23 protein-coding genes and 1 riboswitch are annotated in these 24,300 nt (G+C 43.2%); of the genes, 17 read left to right on the forward strand and 6 right to left on the reverse strand.

Features of this window, described 5'->3' with window-relative positions:
- Window positions 1–5: 5 nt before the first annotated feature.
- Both A5883_RS05630 and A5883_RS05635 read left to right on the forward strand, forming a co-directional pair.
- The gene (locus A5883_RS05630) at window positions 6–881 is read left to right on the forward strand and encodes an ABC transporter ATP-binding protein (RefSeq protein WP_086338130.1); all 876 of its coding nucleotides are present in this window, start codon (window positions 6–8) and stop codon (window positions 879–881) included.
- A 168-nt stretch (window positions 882–1,049) separates the two neighbouring features.
- Window positions 1,050–2,267, forward strand: a complete 1,218-nt coding sequence (locus A5883_RS05635) for a pyridoxal phosphate-dependent aminotransferase (RefSeq protein WP_005236450.1) — start codon at window positions 1,050–1,052, stop codon at window positions 2,265–2,267.
- Window positions 2,268–2,322: 55 nt separating this feature from the next.
- Here the strand turns inward: A5883_RS05635 and A5883_RS05640 are convergent, their stop codons facing one another.
- Entirely contained in the window at window positions 2,323–2,502 is a 180-nt protein-coding gene (locus A5883_RS05640; RefSeq protein WP_005236448.1) for a hypothetical protein, read from the reverse strand.
- A gap of 160 nt (window positions 2,503–2,662) precedes the next feature.
- Between A5883_RS05640 and A5883_RS05645 the strand changes: the two genes are divergently transcribed.
- The 5 genes from A5883_RS05645 (at window position 2,663) to A5883_RS05665 (ending at window position 9,969) form a co-directional block, all read left to right on the forward strand.
- The gene (locus A5883_RS05645; RefSeq protein ID WP_086338131.1) at window positions 2,663–3,508 is read left to right on the forward strand and encodes a helix-turn-helix domain-containing protein; all 846 of its coding nucleotides are present in this window, start codon (window positions 2,663–2,665) and stop codon (window positions 3,506–3,508) included.
- A 68-nt stretch (window positions 3,509–3,576) separates the two neighbouring features.
- Window positions 3,577–4,722 (forward strand): N-acetylglucosamine-6-phosphate deacetylase, encoded by a 1,146-nt coding sequence (nagA, locus tag A5883_RS05650; protein ID WP_005236444.1) that lies wholly within the window; start codon window positions 3,577–3,579, stop codon window positions 4,720–4,722.
- Between the two features lie 122 nt (window positions 4,723–4,844).
- Window positions 4,845–5,684: an SDR family oxidoreductase gene (locus A5883_RS05655; RefSeq protein ID WP_086317269.1), complete on the forward strand. Its 840-nt coding sequence runs from the start codon at window positions 4,845–4,847 to the stop codon at window positions 5,682–5,684.
- 160 nt (window positions 5,685–5,844) lie between these two features.
- A complete protein-coding gene (locus A5883_RS05660) occupies window positions 5,845–6,546 on the forward strand; it encodes an ABC transporter ATP-binding protein (protein WP_086317272.1) in 702 nt (233 codons plus the stop codon).
- Window positions 6,547–9,969, forward strand: a complete 3,423-nt coding sequence (locus tag A5883_RS05665) for an ABC transporter permease (RefSeq protein ID WP_086317274.1) — start codon at window positions 6,547–6,549, stop codon at window positions 9,967–9,969. It abuts the gene before it with no gap.
- 44 nt (window positions 9,970–10,013) lie between these two features.
- On the opposite strand, the gene A5883_RS05670 is transcribed toward A5883_RS05665, so the two are convergent.
- A complete protein-coding gene (locus A5883_RS05670; RefSeq protein ID WP_005231932.1) occupies window positions 10,014–10,613 on the reverse strand; it encodes an FUSC family protein in 600 nt (199 codons plus the stop codon).
- A gap of 98 nt (window positions 10,614–10,711) precedes the next feature.
- Here A5883_RS05670 and A5883_RS05675 point away from each other — a divergent pair, with 98 nt between their 5' ends.
- A complete protein-coding gene (locus A5883_RS05675) occupies window positions 10,712–11,674 on the forward strand; it encodes an aromatic acid exporter family protein (protein WP_086317276.1) in 963 nt (320 codons plus the stop codon).
- A gap of 33 nt (window positions 11,675–11,707) precedes the next feature.
- Here A5883_RS05675 and A5883_RS05680 read toward each other — a convergent pair whose 3' ends face one another.
- Window positions 11,708–12,664: a Gfo/Idh/MocA family protein gene (locus tag A5883_RS05680; RefSeq protein ID WP_086317277.1), complete on the reverse strand. Its 957-nt coding sequence runs from the start codon at window positions 12,662–12,664 to the stop codon at window positions 11,708–11,710.
- A 123-nt stretch (window positions 12,665–12,787) separates the two neighbouring features.
- Here A5883_RS05680 and A5883_RS05685 point away from each other — a divergent pair, with 123 nt between their 5' ends.
- The 9 genes from A5883_RS05685 to purB all read left to right on the forward strand — a co-directional run bounded on the left by A5883_RS05685 (window position 12,788) and on the right by purB (window position 21,019).
- Window positions 12,788–13,291 carry a hypothetical protein gene (locus A5883_RS05685; protein ID WP_086317279.1) on the forward strand — a complete coding sequence of 168 codons (504 nt, stop codon included), beginning with the start codon at window positions 12,788–12,790 and terminating at the stop codon, window positions 13,289–13,291.
- Window positions 13,292–13,323: 32 nt separating this feature from the next.
- Window positions 13,324–14,334, forward strand: coding sequence for a M15 family metallopeptidase (locus A5883_RS05690; protein WP_086317476.1), 1,011 nt, complete (start codon window positions 13,324–13,326; stop codon window positions 14,332–14,334).
- Window positions 14,331–14,936 carry a glycoside hydrolase family 73 protein gene (locus tag A5883_RS05695; RefSeq protein ID WP_005236425.1) on the forward strand — a complete coding sequence of 202 codons (606 nt, stop codon included), beginning with the start codon at window positions 14,331–14,333 and terminating at the stop codon, window positions 14,934–14,936. The genes A5883_RS05690 and A5883_RS05695 overlap by 4 nt, the downstream gene beginning before the upstream one ends.
- A gap of 20 nt (window positions 14,937–14,956) precedes the next feature.
- The gene (locus A5883_RS05700) at window positions 14,957–15,634 is read left to right on the forward strand and encodes a hydrolase (RefSeq protein ID WP_008381475.1); all 678 of its coding nucleotides are present in this window, start codon (window positions 14,957–14,959) and stop codon (window positions 15,632–15,634) included.
- Between the two features lie 82 nt (window positions 15,635–15,716).
- A riboswitch (purine riboswitch) is annotated at window positions 15,717–15,814 on the forward strand.
- A gap of 76 nt (window positions 15,815–15,890) precedes the next feature.
- A complete protein-coding gene (locus tag A5883_RS05705) occupies window positions 15,891–16,472 on the forward strand; it encodes a xanthine phosphoribosyltransferase (protein WP_016613323.1) in 582 nt (193 codons plus the stop codon).
- On the forward strand, window positions 16,472–17,776 hold the full coding sequence (locus A5883_RS05710; protein WP_016613324.1) for a nucleobase:cation symporter-2 family protein: 1,305 nt from the start codon (window positions 16,472–16,474) through the stop codon (window positions 17,774–17,776). Before A5883_RS05705 ends, A5883_RS05710 begins: the two co-directional genes overlap by 1 nt.
- Window positions 17,777–18,107: 331 nt before the next feature.
- Window positions 18,108–18,596 carry a 5-(carboxyamino)imidazole ribonucleotide mutase gene (purE, locus tag A5883_RS05715; RefSeq protein ID WP_016620876.1) on the forward strand — a complete coding sequence of 163 codons (489 nt, stop codon included), beginning with the start codon at window positions 18,108–18,110 and terminating at the stop codon, window positions 18,594–18,596.
- Window positions 18,589–19,707, forward strand: a complete 1,119-nt coding sequence (gene purK, locus A5883_RS05720; RefSeq protein ID WP_172634721.1) for a 5-(carboxyamino)imidazole ribonucleotide synthase — start codon at window positions 18,589–18,591, stop codon at window positions 19,705–19,707. The genes purE and purK overlap by 8 nt, the downstream gene beginning before the upstream one ends.
- 13 nt (window positions 19,708–19,720) lie before the next feature.
- A complete protein-coding gene (gene purB / locus A5883_RS05725; protein ID WP_008381467.1) occupies window positions 19,721–21,019 on the forward strand; it encodes an adenylosuccinate lyase in 1,299 nt (432 codons plus the stop codon).
- 45 nt (window positions 21,020–21,064) lie between these two features.
- Here the strand turns inward: purB and pbp4 are convergent, their stop codons facing one another.
- The 3 genes from pbp4 to A5883_RS05740 all read right to left on the reverse strand — a co-directional run bounded on the left by pbp4 (window position 21,065) and on the right by A5883_RS05740 (window position 24,256).
- The gene (gene pbp4 / locus A5883_RS05730; RefSeq protein WP_016620874.1) at window positions 21,065–23,113 is read right to left on the reverse strand and encodes a penicillin-binding protein PBP4(5); all 2,049 of its coding nucleotides are present in this window, start codon (window positions 23,111–23,113) and stop codon (window positions 21,065–21,067) included.
- Between the two features lies 1 nt (window position 23,114).
- Complete coding sequence (locus tag A5883_RS05735) at window positions 23,115–23,720, reverse strand: DUF1054 domain-containing protein (protein WP_086317284.1); 606 nt, start codon at window positions 23,718–23,720, stop codon at window positions 23,115–23,117.
- A gap of 101 nt (window positions 23,721–23,821) precedes the next feature.
- Entirely contained in the window at window positions 23,822–24,256 is a 435-nt protein-coding gene (locus A5883_RS05740) for a hypothetical protein (RefSeq protein WP_081118538.1), read from the reverse strand.
- Window positions 24,257–24,300 lie beyond the last annotated feature (44 nt).

A 24,300-nucleotide genomic window follows, 5' to 3' on the forward strand; every position in this document is an offset into this window, starting at 1 on the left:
ACGATATGTTAGAACTGAAAAATGTGACGGTCACGTATACGAGAAAAGTATTGGATCAGCTTTCCATTGCCTTTTCTCCCGGGGAAATCGTCGGGTTAGTCGCCCCTAACGGCACCGGGAAATCCACGCTATTGAATGTGGCGATGAATTTCATCCAGCCGAATGAAGGCGCAGTATTTTTGAATGGCAGTCAAGTATATGTGACCAAAAAATCAGAAGTGGCAGCGCATCAACAAATTTCGTTTTTTCCTGACCAAAATGATTTGTACAATGATTTGAGTGGTTTCGAGCATCTCAAGCTGTATCAGCGAATGTGGCGTTCAGAGGAACACTTAGTGGAAGAAACGATTGAGCGCTTGCGAATGAGTGACTATATCAAACGTCCTGTGGGTACCTATTCGCTGGGCATGCGGCAACGTCTTTGTTTTGCGATGCAGATCGTGACGGATACGCCTTATATGCTGATGGATGAAGTCATGAATGGCTTGGATCCGACCAATGTGGAATTGATCTCTAACGTATTAAAAGCCTTGCGAGCGCAAAAGAAAGCGATCGTGATTGCTTCGCATATTTTGACGAATTTGGATTCCTACGCGGATCGGGTCTTGTTTTTAAAAGACGGCAAGATCATTCACGAATACTTTGGTCGCAAGTCGTTAGTCAATCAACCGTTGTACTTAAAAACGGACTCGGCAGATTTTTTGGTGGCTTTTCCAGAATTAACGACGGTGACCATCGATCTGCAAAGACGGATCTATCTGATAGAAATCAGCGATCCTCAGCTACCGCAACGGTTTATCGCTGCAGGGATCACTGATTTTTCTGTGGGGCACTTGGCACTAAATGAATTGTATTTGACGTATTTTCCTGAAAATTACTGACTGTCGCACTATTTACGAGATGAGAGCGGGACAAGCACAGATGAAGGAGAAGCAAAAAAATTTCGCCATAGGTAAAAGTTTTTTGCTATAATAGGTTCAATCTGAAAAGAGATCAACGACGAGAACCAATAACCTGACGTTGACCTATGGTTAAAGGAGAAATGGAATATGAAGAAATTTTCGAAGTCGTCAAAACTTGAAGGGGTCAGTTATGATGTGCGCGGCCCAGTTTTAGAAGAAGCCGATCGGATGCAAGAAGAAGGCATCAGTATCTTGAAATTAAATACGGGGAATCCCGCGCCTTTTGGGTTCGAAGCCCCAAATGAGATCGTTAGAGACCTGATTATGAACGTGCGAGAATCGGAAGGATATTCTGATTCGAAAGGGATTTTTTCTGCCCGTAAAGCGATCGAACAATATTATCAATTACAGAAATTTCCTGATGTGACCATCAATGATATTTACACAGGTAATGGTGTTTCCGAGCTGATCACGATGTGTATGCAGGGCCTATGTAACAATGGGGACGAAGTGCTCGTGCCGATGCCTGACTATCCTTTGTGGACTGCTTCGATCTCATTAGCTGGCGGAAAGCCCGTCCATTATATTTGTGATGAACAAGCAGATTGGAATCCTGATATCGAGGACATCAAAGCCAAGGTCACCAGCAAAACCAAAGCGATCGTCATTATTAATCCGAACAATCCAACAGGAGCCGTTTATCCAAAAGAAATTTTGGAGCAAATCGTCGACGTTGCTCGTGAGCATGACTTGATCATTTTCTCTGATGAGATCTATGACCGGTTAGTCATGGATGATTATGTCCATGTGCCGATTGCTACATTAGCGCCAGATCGATTCGTTGTGACGCTAGGTGGCTTGTCTAAGTCTCATCGAGTGGCAGGTTTCCGTGTGGGCTGGATGGTCCTCAGTGGCGACAAGTCCCATGTGAAAGACTATATCGAAGGCTTGAATATGCTATCTTCGATGCGACTGTGTTCGAATGTCTTATCGCAACAAATCGTTCAGACCGCATTAGGAGGCTATCAAAGTTCTGATGAGTTACTATTACCAGGTGGTCGTATTTATGAACAAAGAGCGTTTATCCACAAGGCAATCAATGACATTCCGGGATTGTCAGCGGTGAAACCGAAAGCCGCCTTTTATATTTTCCCTAAAATTGATATTCAACGCTTTAATATCACCAATGATGAACAATTTGTTTTAGACTTTTTACACGAGCACCACATTTTGCTGGTTCACGGCGGTGGGTTCAACTGGCAACAGCCAGATCATTTCCGAATCGTTTATCTTCCTAATATGGAAGACTTAAAAACGACTGCTGAAAAAATGACAGAATTTTTGGCGTCCTATCGTCAGAAATAAGAATATAAAAAAGCACCGCTCCTTCAACAACCGTGAGGGAGTGGTGCTTATGTTTTTATTCGGCAACTGGTTGACAAATTTTTTTGCTCACAATCATTCGATTGGTAAATTTATCCAGCATTTCAGCACTAGGATCGGTGACTTGAACCAGAACAGAGTTCTCATATTCTCGTTCGATGATCCCTTGATACTTCTTGCCATCCCATGTAAAAAAGATCGTACTGTCGATCGTCATCTTAACACCTCATTTGAAATTGTGGAAAAATAACAAGACATTCTTGAAATTGCTTTCCTTTTTGTCATTATGTGCTAAAATAAAGAAAATTAAAAATGCGAATTCGCATTTTTGACAAGAAACGTTCGGTTTTTATAAGAATTCCCCCTGGAGGACGATTATGAAGGAAAAAGAAGAATCTTTTGGTCAAAATATCCGTTCGATTCGGTTGAAACGAAAGATGACACAGAAGATGTTAGTGGAAGATATTTGTTCGCAAAGTGTTTTAAGCCGTATTGAAAACAACGAAGAGTTGCCGAATGTCTGGGTGATGTATCAAATCTGCCAACGCTTAGGAGTCACCTTAGATCAAGTAATGATGCTTCATTCGGAAGAGATCAACAAAACCAATCAAATCTTTGCCGAAATCGAATCACATTTTGTCCATAAGCAGTTTCAAGAAATGCGGGAAAAAATGGAAGATAAGGCGATCAAGGATTATTTGTATCTGGATTCAGATATGCAAATGTATTACTACTATCTAGGCAGCTGTGATTATTTCCTCGATCAAAACTATGATGCCGCCCTTGAGGCGCTGAAAAAAGGATTGGCCTACTCCTATCAACAGGATAAGACCAATGTGTCGGTGATGGAAATTCGTATCCTGAGCTGCATGGGTCGCGTCTATAGTGATTTGCTGCAACTGGGTGAAGCTCGTTTTTACTTAGAAAAAGCATACGATGCCATGCACGCATTGCCACCGGAACGTCTCTCCACATCATTGACCAAAATTTACTACAATTATGCGGTCTTTTTAAAGGAGCAACAAGAAGATTGCCTCGCGCTAAAGGTAACGAACGAAGGCATTTCCTTAGCCAGAGAAAAGAACAGTTTGTATTTTCTAGAAGAATTGTTTGAACTGAAGGGACACTTACTTTATAGACTGAAAGAAGAAAATGCAGCCGAAAAAAGTTTTCAGCTGTATCGTGCTGTCATGGATATTCGCCAATCTGACAAAGTGGTGTAGACCTTTCTTGACTTCTTCCCTAAATAAGAGTACTTTTAAGGAAGAAAAGAAATAGAGGAGCGATCAAGATGAATAAATATATTTACGCAGACAAATTCTTTCTAAAATCAGCGGTTCATGGCCCTGGTTACCTGGAGGTCAAAGAGGGGAAATTCGGAGCGATCGTCGATGAAGTCCCTTCTGGTGCAGACGTAGAAGATTATTCAGGCAAATGGGTAGCACCGGGTCTTGTGGATACTCATATCCACGGATTTATGAACCATGATGTGATGGACAACGATGCAGAAGGCATTAAAGCCATGTCGGAAGGCCTTTTATCATGTGGTGTGACTTCCTTCTTGCCAACAACCTTAACATCCAGCAAAGAACGGTTGCGGGATGTTGCTGAAACCGTTGGGAAAGTCAAAGACGAAGTTACAGGAGCAAAAATCCAAGGGATCTATTTTGAAGGCCCATTCTTTACTGAAGAACATAAAGGTGCACAAAATCCAATTTATTTTGGTGATCCTGATATCGATACCTTCCATGAATGGCAAGAAGCTTCTGGTGGAATTATCAAAAAAATCGCCTTGGCTCCTGAACGAGAAGGTGTGAGTGAGTTTGTTTCGCAAGTGACGGAAGAAGGCGTAGTGGTTGCTCTAGGCCATAGTAACGGTACATTACAAGAAGCGCAAACAGCAGTTGAAGCTGGTGCTAGCGTTTTTGTTCATGCATTCAACGGTATGCGCGGATTAAACCATCGCGAGCCTGGAATGGTTGGTGCCCTACTTTCATTAAAAGAAGTTTTTTCAGAGTTGATTTGTGATGGCCACCATGTGCATCCTCAAGCAGCTGAGATTTTGATGGAAAAAGCTGGTCACGACCATGTTGCCTTGATCACTGACTGTATGATGGCTGGCGGCATGCCAGATGGTGATTATATTTTAGGTGAATTTCCAGTAGTGGTGAAAGACGGAACGGCTCGAATGGAAACTGGCAATCTTGCTGGTAGTATTTTGAAACTAAAAGAAGCTGTGAAAAATGTAGTAGACTGGGGAATCGCTACCCCTCAAGAAGCGGTCATGATGGCCAGCTTGATTCCAGCAATCAGCTGTAAAATTGACCATGCTTGCGGCATGATCAAACAAGGTCGCCCAGCTGACTTTATTGTTTTGGATCAAGAAATGAATGTAACAGCCACCTATTTAGATGGCGTCTGCCGCTACCAGGCGTAAAATAAAACAATCTGCTTAAAGAAACAAGAAGAGAGCTTCTCTTGATCTGTTTTTTGAGCAGATTTTTTTGTTTTCAGTTATGATGAAAGAAAACGACATCCTATGAAGGAGATGATGGGGATTTGAAGACGATTTTAGTTACCGGCGCCAATGCCGGTATGGGCTTTGCAACAGCCAAACAATTGGCAGAATTGGGGATGCATGTGATTTTGTATTGCCGTTCTGCTGAACGAGGGCAGGCAGCACAGCAACGTTTGAAGGAAGAGACAGGCAATCCAAGCATCGATCTAGTGATCGGTGATTTGGGGTCGTTGGCTAGCGTACGCAAGTCAGCCGCTGAAATCAACGCCCGCTTTGAGAAATTGGATGTACTGATCAATAATGCGGGCATCGTCAATTTAAAAAAAGAGCGAACAGCCGATGGATTTGAACAAATGCTGGGCGTAAACTACGTGGGGCATTTTGAACTGACCCGTCAGTTATTGCCGCTAATAAAACGTGCCGATGCCGGCAGGATCGTCAATGTGTCATCCGGCGCCTACAAATTTGTAAAGAAAAAGGATCAGCGCTTTTTCGATGTACCGGATTTTTTCCCTTGGCGGGAATATGGCCGCTCAAAAAAAGCCCTGATTTTATTTACGGATGCGCTTGCGTTCCAGCTACGCAATACGACCGTTACTGCTAATTCCTTGCATCCGGGAGCTGTGGCGACCAGCTTAGGGGTCAGTCGACAAACAGGATTTGGTCAATCTATTTATAAAATGTTGACGCCTTTTTTTAAAACAGCCGAAGAAGGGGCAGATACAGCGATTTACTTAGCGCTAAGTCCAGACGTTGCGGATATCAGTGGCCGCTACTTTGTTGATCGTCAAGCAGTCCTAACCGAGATCCCGAAGGAGCAGCAACAAGCACAGAAACTATGGCAAGAAACGCAACAAAGAATTGCGGACCACACAAAATGATTTGTTTTGCTTTTGCCAATCTGGATCACTTTGAATAAATGACTTGTTTTTTAGCAGCACGACCTTGTGCTGCTTTTTTGCGGTTTCTTTCAAGGGAAAAAGTGTGATACACTGTTAAGCGAGAAAGCGCATGCGGCGCTGGAATTCTTGGAGGAATAAAATGAGTTATATTGAAGTAGTGAAAGAAGTGAAGAAATACACAATGGGCGATACGATGATTGCTGCCAATGATGGCGTCTCTTTTTCCGTAGAGAAAGGCGAGATCGCGCTGATCCTTGGTCCTAGTGGCGCCGGTAAGTCCACCGTTTTGAACATACTAGGCGGGATGGATCAATGTGACAGCGGCCAAGTGATTGTCGATGGAACGGATATTGCTGGTTTTGATGCTAAACAACTAACGACCTATCGTCGCAAAGACGTCGGATTTGTCTTTCAATTTTACAATTTGGTGCCGAACTTGACGGCTAGAGAAAATGTGGAACTGTCGGCACAAATCGTACCCGAAGCACTTGATGCAGCTGAGATTTTGACCCAAGTTGGATTAGGTGATCGTTTGGATCACTTTCCTGCACAATTGTCTGGCGGTGAACAGCAAAGGGTCACGATTGCTCGTGCCATAGCCAAGAAGCCCAAACTGCTGCTTTGTGATGAACCAACTGGGGCACTTGACTATGAAACGGGAAAACAGATTTTGGCTATTTTAGAAAAAACAGCTCGCGAGACTGGGACGACCGTTTTGATCATTACACACAACAGTGCATTGGCTCCCATGGCGGATCGCGTGATCCATATCAATGACGCAAAGGTTCGCAAGATGGAAAAAAATACTCATCCGATTCCAATTGCCTCTATTTCTTGGTAAATGCCTATGAAAAAAACATTATTACGTTCCAGTTTACGTGAAATTAGGCAAGCACCCGGGCGATTTTTGTCCATTTTAGGCATTATCTTTTTAGGAGTCGCTTTTTTTGTCGGGATCAGCGCCACCGGCCCTAATATGAAACAAGCTGCTGAAGATTACTTTTCTCGCCAACAATTAGCCGACCTTACAATTGCTTCAACTTTGGGGTTGTCGGATACCGATCGGCAAATCATTGAGGAAATGCCTGGCGTCACAGCGGTTGAGACGGAGCAGATCGCTGATATCAATGCCGAAAATCATCGTGCTGTGATTCGTGTCTTCTCTCTTTCAACTGATCGACCTGTCAATCAATATGAGGTGACTTCTGGTCGATTGCCGCAAAAATCAGGGGAAATCGCCTTAGATCAAGCGGCACAAAATAGTGGTGGTTTCGAATTAGATGAATCCTTTGAGTTGCCAGAAAGTGGCGAAAATCAATTAAAAACCCATACCTTCACGATCGTGGGCTTTGTCAATAGTCCTGAATATATTGAGAACTTTCATCGGGGGAACAGTACCGTTGGTAATGGGACAGTGGATTACTTTGCGGTGATTCCTGAGGAGGATTTTAAAGAAAGTGCGTACGCCCGATTTTTAGTTCGCTTTGATGACTTATCTCAAATGGAAAGCTATTCAGTGGCGTATCAGACGAAAAGAGATCAAATAAGTGCTGAAGTTGAGAAAAAGTTGGCTCCTCGGGCGCAAGGACGCAGACAAGAGCTGATCGATGAAGCACAACCAGCCATTGACGAAGCCAAAGAACAGATCCGCAACGGAGAAACGGCTCTGCAAGAAGCACAAAGGGAACTCGACGACGCACAAGAAAAATTAGCGCAGGCGCACCGGGAACTGACGGAACAAGAAGCAGCTTTCCAAACAGAAATTCAAGCTGCCCAAGAGCAGTTGAATAGTGAAGCACAAAAAATAGCTGAGGGTAAGCAAGCGTTGGCGGAAAACCAACGACTGCTGGATCAAAGCGAACAAGCGTTGCTTCAGCAAGAAGCCCAAGTAAAATCAGCCCAAGCCCAGTTAGCGCCCATTTCGGCACAAAAGTCAGAACTACAAAGTGGCACCCAACAAGTGGAGGAGCAACTTGCGCTGGCATACCAAGGCATGGATCAAATCAGAAGTGTGGGTCAACTTTCTGCAGAGGAGCAAATGGCCCAGCTGCCTACCGTCTATGCACAAGTAACAGCCGCTCTGGCACAGTTGAACCTACCGACAGATGTCCTTGGTCCGATTCCTGATCTGGAGGAAATCGATGAAACGATGATTGCTACTATGCTGACGGCAGCTGAAGATACATTGAATCCACTCATTGCTGAAGGTGAGCAACAACGTGCCCAATTAAGCGGACAACTGGCTGCAATCAATGAACAAGAAGTGCAACTTCAACGGGCGCAACAGCAAGTCAACGCTGGCTGGAGCCAGGTCAGTGCCGGACGCCAAGAATTGGCACAGGCTCAGACCCAGATCACTCAAGGAGAATCGCAGCTGAGTGTTGCTCGTGAGACTTTAGCTTCTGAGGAAGCTAATGGTCAGTCTTTGCTAGACAAGGGCTGGCTGGAATACCGAGAAAACGAAGCAACCCTTCAAGAAAAGCTAGCCGAATTTAAAGAAAGAGCACCAAAAGAACGCGAAAAGCTTGAAGATGTCAAAAAAGAAGTTGCGGAAAAAGAGCAGGAATTGTTGGAGCTAAAACCGGCAGTTTATCGTGTCGCGAACCGCGATGCGAATCCTGGTTATTCAGAATACCAAGACAATGCGGAACGCGTTTCTTCGTTAGCGACGATTTTTCCAGTCATTTTCTTTTTGATCGCAGCCTTAGTGAGTCTAACCACTATGACGCGGATGATCGATGAAAAACGCAGTGAGATCGGAACGTTGAAAGCACTAGGCTATCGCAACTGGGAGATTGGACAGAAATTTTTGCTTTATTCCTCTGCAGCAGGCATCACAGGTGCTGTATTGGGCCTAGCAGTAGGCTTTTCCTTTTTTCCAGCAATCATCATTCAAGCTTATGGACCGCTTTACAATCTCACGGAGTATGACACCCCATGGTATTTACGGCTTTCATTGATTGCTGTGGGTGTTAGCTTGCTTTGCACCATCGGAATTGCGCTGCTGGTTTTACGATTTGATTTAAGACAGTCATCGGCTTCCTTGTTGAGACCAAAGGCCCCAAAAACAGGGAAACGAATTCTCTTAGAAAGAATCACTTTTTTTTGGCGGCACTTAAGTTTTATTCAAAAAGTTACAATGCGAAACCTGTTTCGCTACAAGTCAAGAATGCTCATGACCATCTTAGGAATCGCTGGTTGCACGTCGATGATTTTAACTGGGTTTGGCCTGAGAGATTCCATCAGCAATATCATTCCTTTGCAGTTTGAGAAAATCTGGCAATATCAGGCGGTGATTACCTTTGATGACGAGGATTCGGAAGCAATGAGTGAAACAAAAGCCGCCGCAGAAGATATTGAAGGCTTTGAAGCAGGGTTATTCTTGCATACGGAAAGTCTGACGTTGGCTCAATCGGGGGTCACGCAGCAAGAAGTAACCGTCACCGTGCCAGAAGATCCTGCGGCTTTATCGAGATTTGTCCACTTGAATGATCGGGTTTCAGGAGAAGCTTACGAGCTAGAAGGAGAGGGTGCCATCATCAATGAAAAGCTTGCTAAGTTGTTTGGATTATCGGTGGGTGATACGATAACGTTGACGAATGAAAGCGGCGAGGAATTTCAACTGAAGGTAGCTGCCATCGCAGAAAACTACACGGGCCATTTTGCTTATTTGACACCTGAAACGTACGAAAAGATCTTTCAGGAAACGCCTGCTTACAATAGTGAGTTATTGAAATTCAATCAGCGCTTAAGCAAAACAGATGAAGAAGCGATCGCAGCTGACCTGATGGCACAAGATAATGTCATCAATGTTTCCTTCCTCTCAGCTTCAGCGGATGCCTTAGATGACACGACAGCAACCTTGAACATCGTCATTTGGATCTTGATCACGTCAGCAGGGGCATTAGCCTTTATCGTGTTGTACAACTTGAACAATATCAATATAGCGGAACGGATCCGCGAGTTGTCGACTATCAAAGTATTAGGCTTTTATGATCGAGAAGTGACGATGTACGTCTTTCGTGAGAATATCTTTTTAACGATTTTCGGTATTGGTTTTGGCTTGTTATTAGGGGTGCTTCAGCATCAATTTGTCTTACAGACCATCGAAGTTGATATCGCCATGTTTTCACCGACAGTCGAACCAATGAGCTATGTGTATGCAGCGGGATTGACCTGCTTGTTTTCAGGCGTGGTAGGGATCGCGATGTATTTCAAGTTGAAACATGTCAATATGATCGATGCCTTGAAAGCCAATGAGTAACAAAAACAGCCTTTTTTCAGAAGCATTCTGGAAAAAGGCTGTTTTTATTTTTCTTGTTTTTCTTGCTCAGAGATTTCCCCTTGGACTTCTTCTAGCATGGCTTTTAGTTCAAGCTCTTTTTGCCTTAGCACGACCAAATCTTCTTGAATCTCATCTTTTTTCTCTTCCTCAGGTGGTCGAATAACAAAATTGATTGACAGGGCAACTAAGGTACCGATAAAGGTATCAAGCACACGGTCCAATGCAAAGATGATCGATTCCCCTTGTGGGACACTGGAAGTGATCAACAGCATCGTCGCAATGGCAGAGATGATGCCAGAATTGTTATTGATGCCATCTGAAAAAACGATGACAAAGATGACCAGTGCGGGCAGGACAAACAATTCGATCAGAAAATCATTTTGAAAATATTGCTTCGTCAAAAAATAAAAAATGGCTGTACCGCCGCCGATCGTATTTCCTAGTACCCGTGATTTCCCAAAAGAGATTGTTGTTGTCAGGTCTTGTCGCAATGAAAAGACAGCAGACAAGGCAGCAATCAAAGGCTGGCCGCGATCAAGGAAATGAAAGAGCAGAATACAAAGCATGACAGCGATGGCTGTTTTTATCGTTCGCATACCTAAGCGAAAACGCCCCAGTTTCATGGTAGAATGCCCCCTTTACTTAATCATACCCAATGCTGTTGAGAAATTCTAGTCTTATTCCTCACAATTTAGTATACTTTTCAAAGGAGGTGACAAAAATGAAAATTGGATTGAGAACAGTGAAGACAGCAGTTGCTGCCGGTTTGTCCATGTTTCTTGCTCAGCAGATCGGTCTATTGTATGCACCAGCCGCAGGGATCATCGCAATTTTGAGTGTTGGGAATACAAAGAAAACCTCGCTCTTTACAGGAATCGGTCGCTTGGTTTCCTTGGCGATCGCGACGCTCCTAGCTTTTGTCAGCTTTCATCTTTTAGGCTTTGGTCCGCTGGGCTTTGTTCTTTTTCTCTTCCTATTTATTCCGACGGCAGTCTATTTCAAATTAACCGATGGGATCGTGGTCAATTCGGTCTTGGTGACCCATTATATGATGGAACGTTCTTTTGCTTGGCCATTGATTGGAAATGCTTTTTTGTTGATGAGTATTGGCATCGGCTTTGCACTTTTATTTAACTTGTATATGCCAGACGGCGAACGGGCATTGAAAGAAAAACAGCAGTTGGTGGAAGAAACGTTTAAAAGTCTTTTAAAAGACATGTCGATCGCGTTAACAGAAAAAGAAAAGGCGACGCTCCCTCATGTTTGCCAAGCATTGTTAGGAGAAATCAAGCAAGGCAAACAGCAAGCGATGGTTCATAGTGAAAACCAGTGGCGAGGAGAAGCCTCTTATTATGAAGAGTATTTCACCATGCGGCAAAGTCAAGCGCGCTTACTCTTGGAAATGGTTGATCTATTACAATTGTTTTGGGTAGAAGAAGCCTATACAAATGCGTTTCAAGAGCTGCTATCCTTTACCGCCCAGTCCTTTCATGAAAATAACGATGGAAAAGAGATCTTGGCAAAAATTGCAGCTTTATACGAAGATTATCGACAAAAACCATTGCCGCAAACAAGAGCAGAATTTGAAAATCGGGCCCAGCTGTTTCAGTTTCTGCAAACCTTTAAAAGTTTTATTGAAATCAAAGCCGACTTTTCTGAACAGATTCAGACGATGGAGCGCTAAAAAAAAGACTCCTGCAAAGGAGTCTTTTCACTTTTACTGTTGTTCCCAAAAAGCTTGCATTTGATCAAGAACGTCAATGACATCGGTGGTCAAATGGATCGATCCTTCGATCTCGCCATCGATGGCTTTGATCATATTGGCAATTTCATAATTAAGGGCTTGACTGCTGTCGCCAGCTTCAATCACTTCATTTGTTCCATCTCGGAAATGGATCACGGCTTTGTCCGCACGAGGGTATTCATCTACGGTAATGTATCCTTCTTCGAAAGCGACGATACCGGTTTTAGGCATTTTCGCTTGAAAAGTCAGCGTGACACTAGCCATTTCATCAGCTGGATTTTGGAGGATCGTTACAGATTGTTCGTCTACACCAGTAGAGAAGGGCTTCATGCTGCTAAACGCCACTTCTGGCGTATCCGTCATGAAAAAGCGAGCAAATGAAACGGCATATGTGCCAATATCCAGTAACGCACCGCCACCTAAATCTGGGTTGAAGAAACGATTGGTGGGATCAGGATCTTTATAGCTGCCAAATGGTGCTTGGATCATTTTTAATTTTCCTAAGCGTCCAGCATCGATCTCTTCTTTCAAACGTGCATAAACCGGCATATTGAAGATCGTCATAGCTTCTTCTAAGATCAGATTTTTTTCTTTGGCTAAGGTCAATTCTTCAGCTAATTCATCGGCACTGGTCGTAATGGCTTTTTCACAGAGGACATGTTTTCCGGCCATTAGAGCTTTCATAATAAATTCGTGATGAAGATCATTAGGTACTGCAATGTACACAATATCAATTTGCGGATCTTCCAGCATAGCATCTGTGCTTTCATAAGCATGGGGGATAGCGTATTTTTCGGCAAAGGCCTGGACTTTTGGCAAACTGCGGGCGCTGACTCCATACAGTTCACTTGCTTCATTGGAAAAACCAGCGGCAAATTGTGTCGCGATGTCTCCAAGTCCAATCATTCCCCAACGGTATTTTTTCATCATTGATCATCTCCTTCATATTTAGTATAACAAAAGAAATGAATTCTTTAAAATAATCAAAAACAATCGCAAAAAGTTTCCATTACGGCTGACTTTCAGTAAAATATAGAAGAGGAGGGATAACATATGCATAATGTATCAATAGCCATTATTTTAAATACGATTATCGAGCAATATACATCAGAAAAACAGTTTTATGAGACACATTTAGGAATCACTGAGGAGCAATGGGAAGCTTGGAAAAGCGGCACAATGAGTTTATCGCCTGCTGAAAATCAGAAAGTGAAACTGCTGTTTTCGGATTATGAATGGATGCTGATCCAAAAAATCATTCGCCAGACCGTCATTTATCCAGAAAAACGCAATCAAGCGGTCGTCGAGTTCAAAAAAATGAAAACCCAAATCGCCAGAACGTGGCTAGGTAGCGATTTAGCAAAAGTCGAATTGTTAACAGAATCTGAAGAAACAGCCCAATACCTTGATTTGAGAGTCAGTATTACGTATGATGAGTGGGGTTATGATGATATATTAAACTTCCGATTGCCCGCTGTTGTTCAGCAGCAGATCCGCAATGAAAAAATCGAGTTGTTAGAGTGGGTTAAAGAAAATCTGGAAGAAACTTATAATTAAAGGTAGGGTATTTTTTGAAAAAGTATTATGGAATGGCTGCGGCAGCAGGATTCTTGTTTCTGGTTCTTTTAACCATTCAAGTGAACCGAGTGACCGCAGTCACCCCAATAAAGAATCTAAGTATCGCTCGTTCTACTACTCAAACAGTGACGAGCGCAACAACTGAATCCAGCAGTCAAACTTCGACGGAATACTCAGAGGATGCGCAAGAACAAGCAGCTGTTAGTGATGAAGTGAACGAAGATGATTTCCCAACTGTCTCATTGGATGATTGGTCATTGGCTCTGGTAGGACCAAAAAATAAAATCGTCAGCGAAATCGCGCAAGAAGATTTGGGGAAATTATCAAATGGCTACCTTGTGGACAAGCGAATCGTTTCGGCATACGAAGAACTAGCTGACGCAGCAAAGGTGGCTGGATATCCTTTAGTCATGGTCTCTGCTTACCGTTCGGTAGAGTATCAACAGGAAATATTCGATGCCAATGTCAATAGCTTGATCCGCCAAGGGAATACAAAAGAAGAAGCAATTCGTATCACGAAACTGACCTTTACTGAACCGGGATATAGTGAGCACCATACCGGTCTTGCGATTGACGTAATCGATGAAGACTGGTATCAAAATCATACAGGCGAACTTCTCAATGAGGGATTCGGCGTTACAGACGGTGGAAAATGGCTACAAGCCCATGCGAGAGAGTATGGGTTCATCATCCGTTATCCGAAAGGGAAACATGACATTACCCAAATCGATTATGAACCATGGCATTTACGCTATGTAGGCGTCGAAGTGGCGACATATATTGAAGAACATGAGGTAACATTCGAAGAGTTTCTTGATGAGGCAAAAGAACACATCACTCGTAAAGAAGCAGAACTGTCGTATCACGAAGTGGCAGATCCTTTGCAGGAGGACTGGATCTTTACTAATTCTCTTACTAGAAATCAAGAAAATAGTCAACGAGCACAAGAAGAGTTGTTGATGAGTGGAGGCGATTTGTTCGCTAAGAACGTGTTTAGTCAGACAAAGGAAGTGAAAAAATGAGCGCAAGACGAAAAAAACAGAAGACTCGTTTCCCATTAGTCTTTCTAGGGTTATTCTTAATTGGGATTGCTTTTATTTTTTCCTTAAATAGTTTGGCGGATCCTCTTCCGAAAGAGGAAGAAACAAATACTGAAGCGATCTCTCATGAAGAATTTATCGATCGCATTGCTCCTTACGCGCAAGAACTGCAAAAAGGCTATGGGATTTTACCAAGTATCATTATAGGTCAGGCGATTCTTGAATCAGATTGGGGCCAGAGTTCTCTAGCCAGCAAATACAATAATTTATTTGGCATCAAGTCATTTGGTCATTCAAAAAAGGTGACATTAGATACCCAAGAGTTTTATAATGGAGAATGGGTCACGATTCAAGGAGATTTTCGTGTCTATGATACTTGGGAAGAATCAATGGATGATCATACGATGTTGTTTGTAAATGGTGTTGATTGGAATCCTGCGCTTTATGTAGATGTCTTGACAGCAAACGACTACCGCAGTGCCGCACAAGCCTTACAAGATGCAGGATATGCAACGGATCCAGATTATGCCAGCAAAATCATTCAAGTCATTGAAACCTACCAATTGAATCGATTTGATCAATAAGAAAAGAGAGTTGGCTGCTTATGGAAGAAAAATATATGCCAAAAATCACCACTGATTTACGCAAAGATATCGTCAAAGTGCCTAAAGTTATTCGAGAGGCTAGCGGCATTCAAATATTTGGGAAACAAATCCGCTCCATTATTTTTACTACGGATATTGCGATCATCCGTAATACAAATGCGGACGCTGTGATAGCGGTCTATCCTTTTACACCGCACCCAGCAATTACGAAAGCAATTATCGAAGCAGCGGATATTCCAGTGTTTTCTGGTGTCGGCGGCGGCTTGACCCAAGGATTCCGCTCTTCTTATATGAGCATGTTTGCTGAAGCTCAGGGATCGATCGGGGTCGTCTTAAACGGACCCACGCCATTGAAAACTGTGGAGCAAGTCTGTAAAGTCGTGGATATTCCCGTTATCAGTACCGTAACGAGTAAGTATACTGAAATTGATGCCAAACTTGAAGCTGGTGTGAAGGTCATCAATATCAGTGCCGGCAAGGACACAGCGGATACCGTGGCTTTCTTCCGTAAAAAATATCCGAAGCTGCCGATCATTGCAACGGGTGGTCCAACTGAGGAGAGCATCTTAGAAACGATTGAAGCAGGTGCGAATGCGATCACTTACACGCCGCCTTCCAACGGGGAGCTTTTCAGTAAAAAGATGGAGCACTATCGTGATATGGAGAAACCAGAGTAGCAAATGATCCACAAATGAGAATATTTTTATTTATAAAGGGCATTCCATGCTTGTGTTTTTAATCAAAGACAGGCAAAATCGAATCTATCATTTAAAAATTACTTGTATATCGTCGAAATATGGTCGACAGTCTCTACCCGATACCGTAAATATCGGACTATAAGTAAAAATCGTGCCTGTTAGACACTTTTTTTGCTTTGGCAAAAAGAGTGTCTTTTTTTTCAGGATGGAATAGAAAGGAACGAGGAGAGCTAGGATGGATAAATTAGTTGAGCGTATCAAAACACACGGGAACGTCTTGGGTGAAGGGGTTCTCAAAGTGGACCAGTTTTTGACCCACCAAGTGGATTATGAGTTGATGAGAGAAATCGGTACAGTTTTTGCAGAACGATTTCAAGAAAGTGGGATCACCAAAGTAGTGACCATCGAAGCTTCAGGGATCGCACCAGCACTTTATACTGCAGAAAAGTTGCAGGTACCAATGATCTTTGCTCGAAAAGCAAAGAGTCTGACGATGGATGAAGAGTTGTTGACCGCATCGGTCTATTCCTTTACTAAGCAAGTGACCAGCCAAGTATCGATTTCTAAGAAATTCTTATCTTCAGATGATACGGTATTAATAATTGATGATTTCTTAGCAAACGGACAAGCTGCAAAAGGATTGATCGAATTGTGTCAGCAAGCAGGAGCAAAAGTCGTTGGCATTGGGATCGTCATTGAAAAATCATTCCAAACTGGTCGACAATTGCTTGAAGAAATGGGAATCCCCGTTGTTTCCTTAGCACGAATCGCCTCATTGTCGGAAGGCCAAGTTAGCTTTTTAGAAGGAGATGCCTAATGAAAGAGACGAATAGCCGTTCAGCAGTTTTAGGCTTGCAGCATTTGCTAGCGATGTATGCAGGAGCTGTTGCCGTCCCTTTGTTGATTGGAACAGGCCTCGGCTTTAATGAAGCGCAGATGACGTATTTGATCTCGATCGATATTTTCATGTGCGGAATCGCTACGCTTTTGCAATTAGTCGTCACCCGCTTTTTTGGGATCGGCCTACCAGTCGTTTTAGGTTGTGCCATCCAAGCTGTCTCCCCATTGATTTTGATTGGCACCAAATCAGGAATCAGTGCGATTTACGGAGCGATCATTGCTGCTGGGATTTTCATTGTCTTGATCGCCGGCATTTTTTCGAAAATCAAAGTTTTGTTCCCTCCATTGGTGACAGGAACGGTGATTACCGTCATCGGCTTGACCTTGATTCCAGTCGCCATCACCAAAATCGGTGGAGGGGATGCCGCAGCTGCTAACTTTGGTGATCCAACGAATTTATTGTTAGGCTTTGTGACGATTGCGCTGATCATTGGCGTGCAAGTGTTTGGCAAAGGCTTTATTCGCTCGATTGCCGTACTGATCGGTTTGATCGGTGGGACTATTTTAGCAGCATTATTAGGCTTGGTTGATCTTTCTGCCATCACTCATGCACCTGTGTTTCATTTGCCACAGCCTTTTTATTTCGGTTTACCAACCTTTGATCTGTGGTCGATCGTCTTGATGATCATTATTTCCATCGTTAGTTTGGTAGAATCCACAGGCGTTTATTTTGCACTGGGAGACATTACTGAAAAACCGATTACAGGCAATGACTTAAAGCGCGGCTATCGTGCGGAGGGCTTGGCGGTGATCCTTGGTGGGATCTTCAATACGTTTCCTTATACTGGATTTTCACAAAACGTAGGTTTGGTTCAACTTTCAGGCATTAAGACGCGCCGTCCGATTTTCTTTTCAGCAATCTTTTTGATCGTATTAGGGTTGTTTCCAAAAGTCGGTGCCATCGCACAGATCATTCCAGAGGCAGTGCTTGGCGGCGGCATGTTAGTGATGTTTGGCATGGTGGCTGTTCAAGGGATGAGAATGCTGAGCAAAGTTGATTTTATGAATGACAAGAACTTGTTAGTGATTGCAGTATCAATCGGTTTTGGTTTAGGGTTCAATATGATGCCCACTTTATTCAGTCAAATGCCTGAAACCGTTCAAATGTTTACAGGCAATGGGATCGTCATGAGTAGTTTGACTGCCATTGTTTTGAATCTGTTCTTTAATGGGCTGCCGAAAGAAACAGACGAAGTGACGGAATTGCGCTTGCAACAGTAAGTTTATTTGATCCAGACGAGGATTCGTCTGGATTTTTTGTATTGTTCCTTTATTTGTCTTATTATCGGTTATCTGACGTGTTGAATACATATCTTTGAGATAAAAGCGAACAATGAAAAGTAAAATTTGTTAATAGTTCGAAAATATTTTGACATTGCACGGGCTACTCGTTACTATTTAGAGGTGAAAGTGATTGTTAGCAGAGCCATGTGACTTCGGGATATCTCAGACGTAGCGACAAAAGGTTGCTAACAAAATGATTTTCGTAAGAAAAATACTTCTGAGGTTTATTCAGAAGAGAATCGTAAAAAATCGTTGGAGGGAAAATTGAATGAAACCAGCAGTTGCAGTGATTATGGGAAGTCAATCAGATTGGGAAACAATGAAGGAGTGCTGCTTGATTTTAGATGAGTTAGCGATACCTTATCAGAAAAAAGTCATTTCGGCACATCGTACACCAGATTTGATGTTCGAATTTGCAGAAACAGCCCGAGAAAAAGGGATTAAAGTCATTGTTGCAGGAGCGGGTGGCGCTGCCCATTTGCCGGGAATGGTGGCAGCTAAAACAACATTGCCGGTCATTGGTGTTCCCGTCCAATCACGCGCATTAAACGGTTTGGATTCCCTTTTATCGATCGTGCAAATGCCGGGTGGTGTACCAGTAGCAACAACGGCGATCGGAAAAGCTGGCGCAACTAACGCAGGACTACTTGCAGCCCAGATGCTTTCCATGTATGATTTAGAGATAGCGGAGAAATTAGACGCACGAAGAAATACATTAAAAGAAATCGTATTGGAAAGTAGTGATCAACTTGATTAAACCTTTAATGCCCAACGCAACGATCGGAATCGTTGGCGGAGGACAGCTAGGTCGTATGATGGCAATGAGTGCCAAAGAAATGGGCTTTCGGGTTGGCGTTTTAGACCCTACTGCCAATTGTCCAACAGCCCAAGTCGCTGATTGGCATATTGTTGCTGCCTATGATGATGTGTTTGCTTTAGAAGAAATGGCTCGACGTGCCGATGTAATCACCTATGAATTTGAAAATGTCAGTGTTGAAGCATTGAACTCTATTTTGCCTTACTCACATATCCCTCAAGGCACCGATCTGTTAGCAATCACTCAAGATCGTTTGTTAGAGAAGTCATTTTTAGAGGCAAACAATATCGTGATTGCACCTTATGCCACGATCATCAGCCCGACAGACATCCAAGATGCCATCGATAGCATTGGTTACCCTTGTGTATTAAAAACCACCAGAGGCGGCTATGACGGAAAAGGACAGCACGTGCTTTACAGTACGGCTGATTTGGCGCCTTCCATGAATTTACTTCGCGAAGGAACTTGCGAATTAGAAGCATGGATTCCTTTTGAAAAAGAATTATCGATTTTAGTTGCCGGTAATGGAGAAACCTTTACCACTTTCCCAGTGGTAGAAAACATCCACCGTAACAATATTTTGCATCAAACGATCGCTCCTGCGCACATTGATCCAGAAGTTGCCGAAGAAGCCAAACGGATCGCTCACATTATTGCAAAAGCTTTGGATCTGCAAGGCGTTTTAGCCATCGAAATGTTCCTGACCAAAAGCGGCGGCTTGTATGTCAATGAATTGGCGCCACGTCCGCATAATTCGGGTCACTATTCGATCGAAGCTTGCTCCATGAGTCAGTTTGACGCTCATATCCGCGGCATCTGTGGCTGGCCGTTGCCGGAAGTTTCTTTGCTTTCACCAGCAGTCATGGTCAATGTCTTAGGAGATGAATTGACAGAAACCTATGATCTGATTGCCACAAAACCTGCTTGGCAATTTCATTACTATGGCAAAGAAGAAGCAAAAACCGGTCGCAAAATGGGACATATCACTATTTTGACGGAAGACATTGCAGAAACCACTGAAGAAATCTATCAAACCAATATTTGGGATTAAAGGAGATAAAAACATGTTAGAGCGTTATACAAGACCAGAAATGGGTGCTATTTGGACCGATCAAAATCGCTACCAAGCGTGGCTAGAAGTCGAGATTTTAGCTGACGAAGCTTGGGCGGAATTAGGAGAGATACCGAAAGAGGATGTTGCATTGATTCGTGAAAAAGCATCCTTTGATATCGACCGTATCTTAGAGATCGAAGCGCAAACGCGACATGATGTGGTTGCTTTTACCCGAGCAGTCTCTGAATCTTTGGGTGATGAAAGTAAATGGGTCCACTACGGCTTGACGTCGACGGATGTTGTTGATACGGCGTATGGTTACTTGATGAAACAGGCCAACGATTTGATTCGGGAAGATTTGAACCGTTTCGTGACGATCATTGGTGAAAAAGCCAAAGAATACAAGCATACCGTGATGATGGGACGTACCCATGGTGTTCATGCGGAACCAACGACCTTTGGCTTGAAATTAGCCTTGTGGTATTCAGAAATGAAACGCAATGTTGAACGTTTTGAGCGGGCAGCAAAAGGGGTCGAAGCTGGAAAGATCAGTGGTGCTGTTGGAACCTTTGCAAATATCCCTCCATTTGTCGAAGAGTATGTCTGTGAAAAACTAGGGATTCGTGCGCAAGATATTTCCACGCAAGTATTGCCTCGTGACCTACATGCAGAATATTTTTCAGCAATGGCATTGATCGCAACCAGCATTGAGAAATTCGCCACCGAGATCCGTGGACTACAAAAATCAGAAACGCGGGAAGTTGAAGAATTCTTCGCCAAAGGACAAAAAGGTTCTTCTGCCATGCCCCATAAGCGTAACCCAATCGGTTCTGAAAATATGGCCGGACTTGCAAGAGTCGTTCGCGGTCATATGGTGACGGCTTATGAAAATGTCTCCCTTTGGCATGAACGGGATATCTCACATTCATCGGCAGAACGGATCATTATTCCGGATACGACGATTTTGATCGATTACATGCTGAATCGCTTTGGCAATATCGTCAAAAATCTGACCGTTTTCCCAGAGAATATGAAGCGCAATATGAATGCGACCTTTGGATTGATCTACAGCCAACGGGTGATGTTGAAATTGATCGATCACGGGATGACCAGAGAGCAAGCCTATGACTTGGTTCAGCCGAAAACAGCGCAAGCTTGGGATGAACAAACGGATTTCCGCCCATTGTTAGAAGCTGATCCAGCAATCACGGATGTTTTGACCAAAGCTGATTTGGATGATGCGTTTGATTACAACCATCATTTAAAACAAGTTGACACGATCTTTGAACGTGTCGGTTTAGCCGAATAAAAAAAGCTGCAACCTTGAGACCTCCGTCTTAAGGTTGCGGCTTTTTTAATAATTTTCAGCTAAGTAGGTCAATAGATCAGGTGCTAAACCAGTTGCTGATTGGTTTTCCTGGCGATCTTCTAACATGGAAACCATCAGAAATCCTTGATCTTGCGAATCGAAGGCGAATAAGAAGCTGTTTTCTTGGCCTTTTTCATCTTGCTTTTCTTTGATTTCAGCAGTTCCTGTTTTGGCAGCTAGCGGAATGTTCAGCGCTGCCAAAGAGTGTGCCGTTCCGTTGGCATCTGAGACAACAGCTGTCAAATCTTGATTGATTTGCTCAATCGTCTCTGGTTTAAAGACTTCTTTGTCTTTTTGCTCTGCCTCTTTCAATAAACGAGGATAAACCAGTTTTCCTTGATTGGCAAAGACCGAATAAGCAGCAGCTTGCTGAATGGGATTCAGTAACAGTTCTCCTTGTCCATAGCCGGTATCTGCCAGTAAAATCTCTGAGTTGAAGGAGTCTTCATTGGAAATTTGAGCAGGATTCATCGCAATCGGTAAATCCAACGTTTCACCAAAAATCAATTTCGACAAACCGTTACGAAAAGCATCTTCACCCATAGCTAAGGTTTGTTGTGCCATATAGATGTTATCAGAGTAAACCAGTGCATCTTTTAGATTGACAGAAGCTACGTCGCTGACTCTGGTGACAAAGTAGTCCCCCCACGAGCTGTCTTTTTGCCACTTCAATCCATCGATCGCAATACTTTGGGTAGGGTCGATCGTACCATTTTCTAAGCCAATCGCTGCCGTGATGGTCTTAAAGGTCGAACCTGGTGCATAGGCCGTAGCAAAGCGGCTGATGAAAGGCAAGTCTTCGTTTTGTTCATACGCATCGTAGTCTTCTTGGGAGATCCCTTGGGTCATTTTATTGGGATCATAACTCGGTGAGCTGGCTAATACCAGCAGATCACCGGTTTTTGGTTCTGTGACGACCGTGGACCCCGCCTGATTTTGTAAGGCGTCAAAAGCTGTCTTTTGGGCTTGTGCGTCAATGGTCAGTTGGATATCTTTACCATCTGCCCGTTCTTTTTCTAAAAGAACCGATTTTTCAGCACCGTCTTCATCTGTGATGGCGATTTTTCCGCCATTTTCGCCCCGCAACTCTTTGTCAAAGGCAGCTTCCAGACCACTACGACCAATTTGTCCGTTGCTTGCTAGCGTTTCATCCTTTTCGATATCTTCTGCAGTCACGTTCCCTAGATAACCAATCAACTGGGCAGCGGCTTCTCCAAGAGGATAAGTCCGTCCCGTCGTTTCTTTTAAACTTGTTCCAGTTGGCATTTCATCGGTTGGTTCGATAATCTTCAAGGGAACGAACAACTCATCTTGGACCCACGATTGAGCCAATGCTTGATCGATCGCATCTTCTGTTAGGTCAAAACGCTCCGCGATTGCTTTGATATTGGCGGTTTTTTCGTCTCCCGTACCCAGCTGTCCTGGAATGACGCCTAGTTGATAGAGCGTGCCATTTTCTGCTAGCGGTTCGTTGTTTCGGTCTAAGATTTCTCCACGTGTGGCATTATCTACAGAGATACTAACTTTGTCTTGTCCTTCCATTCCCGGAAAAATCAATTGAGGCGACCAATCGATCTTGGCTTGGTCATCAGCCAGAGTAATCGTGCCACTATAAGACAGCTCGGTTAATTCACCTAACGAGGTGGTTAAGGAACCGTTGTATTGGAAATTGAATTGATCGGAATCCTTATCATCGGGCGTTACCTCAATTCCTGAAGCTTTAAATGATTCGGCACCGATACCAGTGAAAATCGCTTCGTATTTTGCTGAGACTTCGTCTGCGGTAAAGCCGTTTGATTCCAAACTTTCTTCGGTCAGTAAAGCAGATAGATTGCTGTACTTCTGATCAGATATAGCACCGATAAAGGAATTGAGGACTTTTTTTGCTGCTGCTTCTTCTTGTCGATTTTGATAGACTGTATAGCCATAATAACCGCCACCAAGTACTAATAAGGCGGCAGGGAGTGCCAGCCAGACGAAACGCTTAGGTTTTTTCGCTGGTTTTTCTTTGCGAGAGCGCCGGTTTTCTGACATATTATTGTTCCTCCTTTAGTGCCGACAAACGGGCGTGATAAAGCGGCAACAGCGTTTGATAAACTGCTAAAATATCCGCCATCTCAACGTCTTCGATCATTTTTTTCGGAAAAATCTTGCCAATCTGAAGTTCACTTTTTTTGACTTTCTGTAATCGTTCTAAGTAGGTTGGCCATTTAGCGATTGGAGAGTGGTCATACTTGGTATGATCAGGAGATAGCGTAAAGTCTGCTGGCAATTGATCAAATAATTCTTTTTGAGCCAGCCAAGATTCCGCGATCGTTGCTTGATTTTTCGGTTGATCGATCACACTGAGCCAAACAAAGACATACGCTTGATTGATCCCAATTTGAAAGTGGGCATCCATTTTATAACCACGCTTGTTAGGGCCGATCCCCGCCCACGTTTCGGCAGGAGGGTAGACGGTTCTACGCCGATGCTGAGCAATATGCAAATAAAAAGGTTCGTGACAGCTTTCTTCAAATAATGGGATCGCTGCCTCGCCGATGGTTTGGAAAATTGGCTGGATCTCTGAACGGATTTTTTCCATTCTTTCTTCTAATGTTTCTAAAGCAAAAACATCAAATGACTGTTTTGTAAATAGCATAATCGTGTCCTTTCTTTTGTCTGAAAACAGTATAACAAAAAAAGCCCGTAAAATTTCGGGCTTTTGTTTTTTTTATCTTTTTTTTATTTAGTGATCACTAGCTAATTCGCAGCGGGACTTAAGTTAAAGGTAGGGGCAAGGCTTTGTTCCTTCAAAAGATGCAGAAGATCATCCAAGAAAGAAAAATCCATTTCTTCTAAGTTAAAATAAATACGGAAAGAATACGTATGTTTAAATAAGCTTTGACGATGAATCTGGTGAATGATCAATTCGTCATTGCGGCCATTTTGAAATTGTAAGACTCTTTTTTGTTCTTCCGCATAGTGAGGACGTGCCCCTTTTTTGAAGGGACTGAATACATAGAAACTTGTTTGTTGGTTGATGGAAAGGATTTGCTGCACGGCCAATAATTCGTTATGGAGCTGTTGTTTTTCTTTGTCTGATAAATGAGCTAAAAAAAGTTCAGCACGATTCTTTAGCGACCACATATAGTACTCCTCCTTGAATGTAGCTACAATACGACCTAAATATAGCATGAAAATAGAATGTTGTAAACGCTTTATAAAACCCTTCGCCAGTC

Source organism: Enterococcus sp. 5B3_DIV0040 (assembly GCF_002140755.1).
In the GTDB taxonomy this organism is placed as follows: domain Bacteria; phylum Bacillota; class Bacilli; order Lactobacillales; family Enterococcaceae; genus Enterococcus_D; species Enterococcus_D casseliflavus.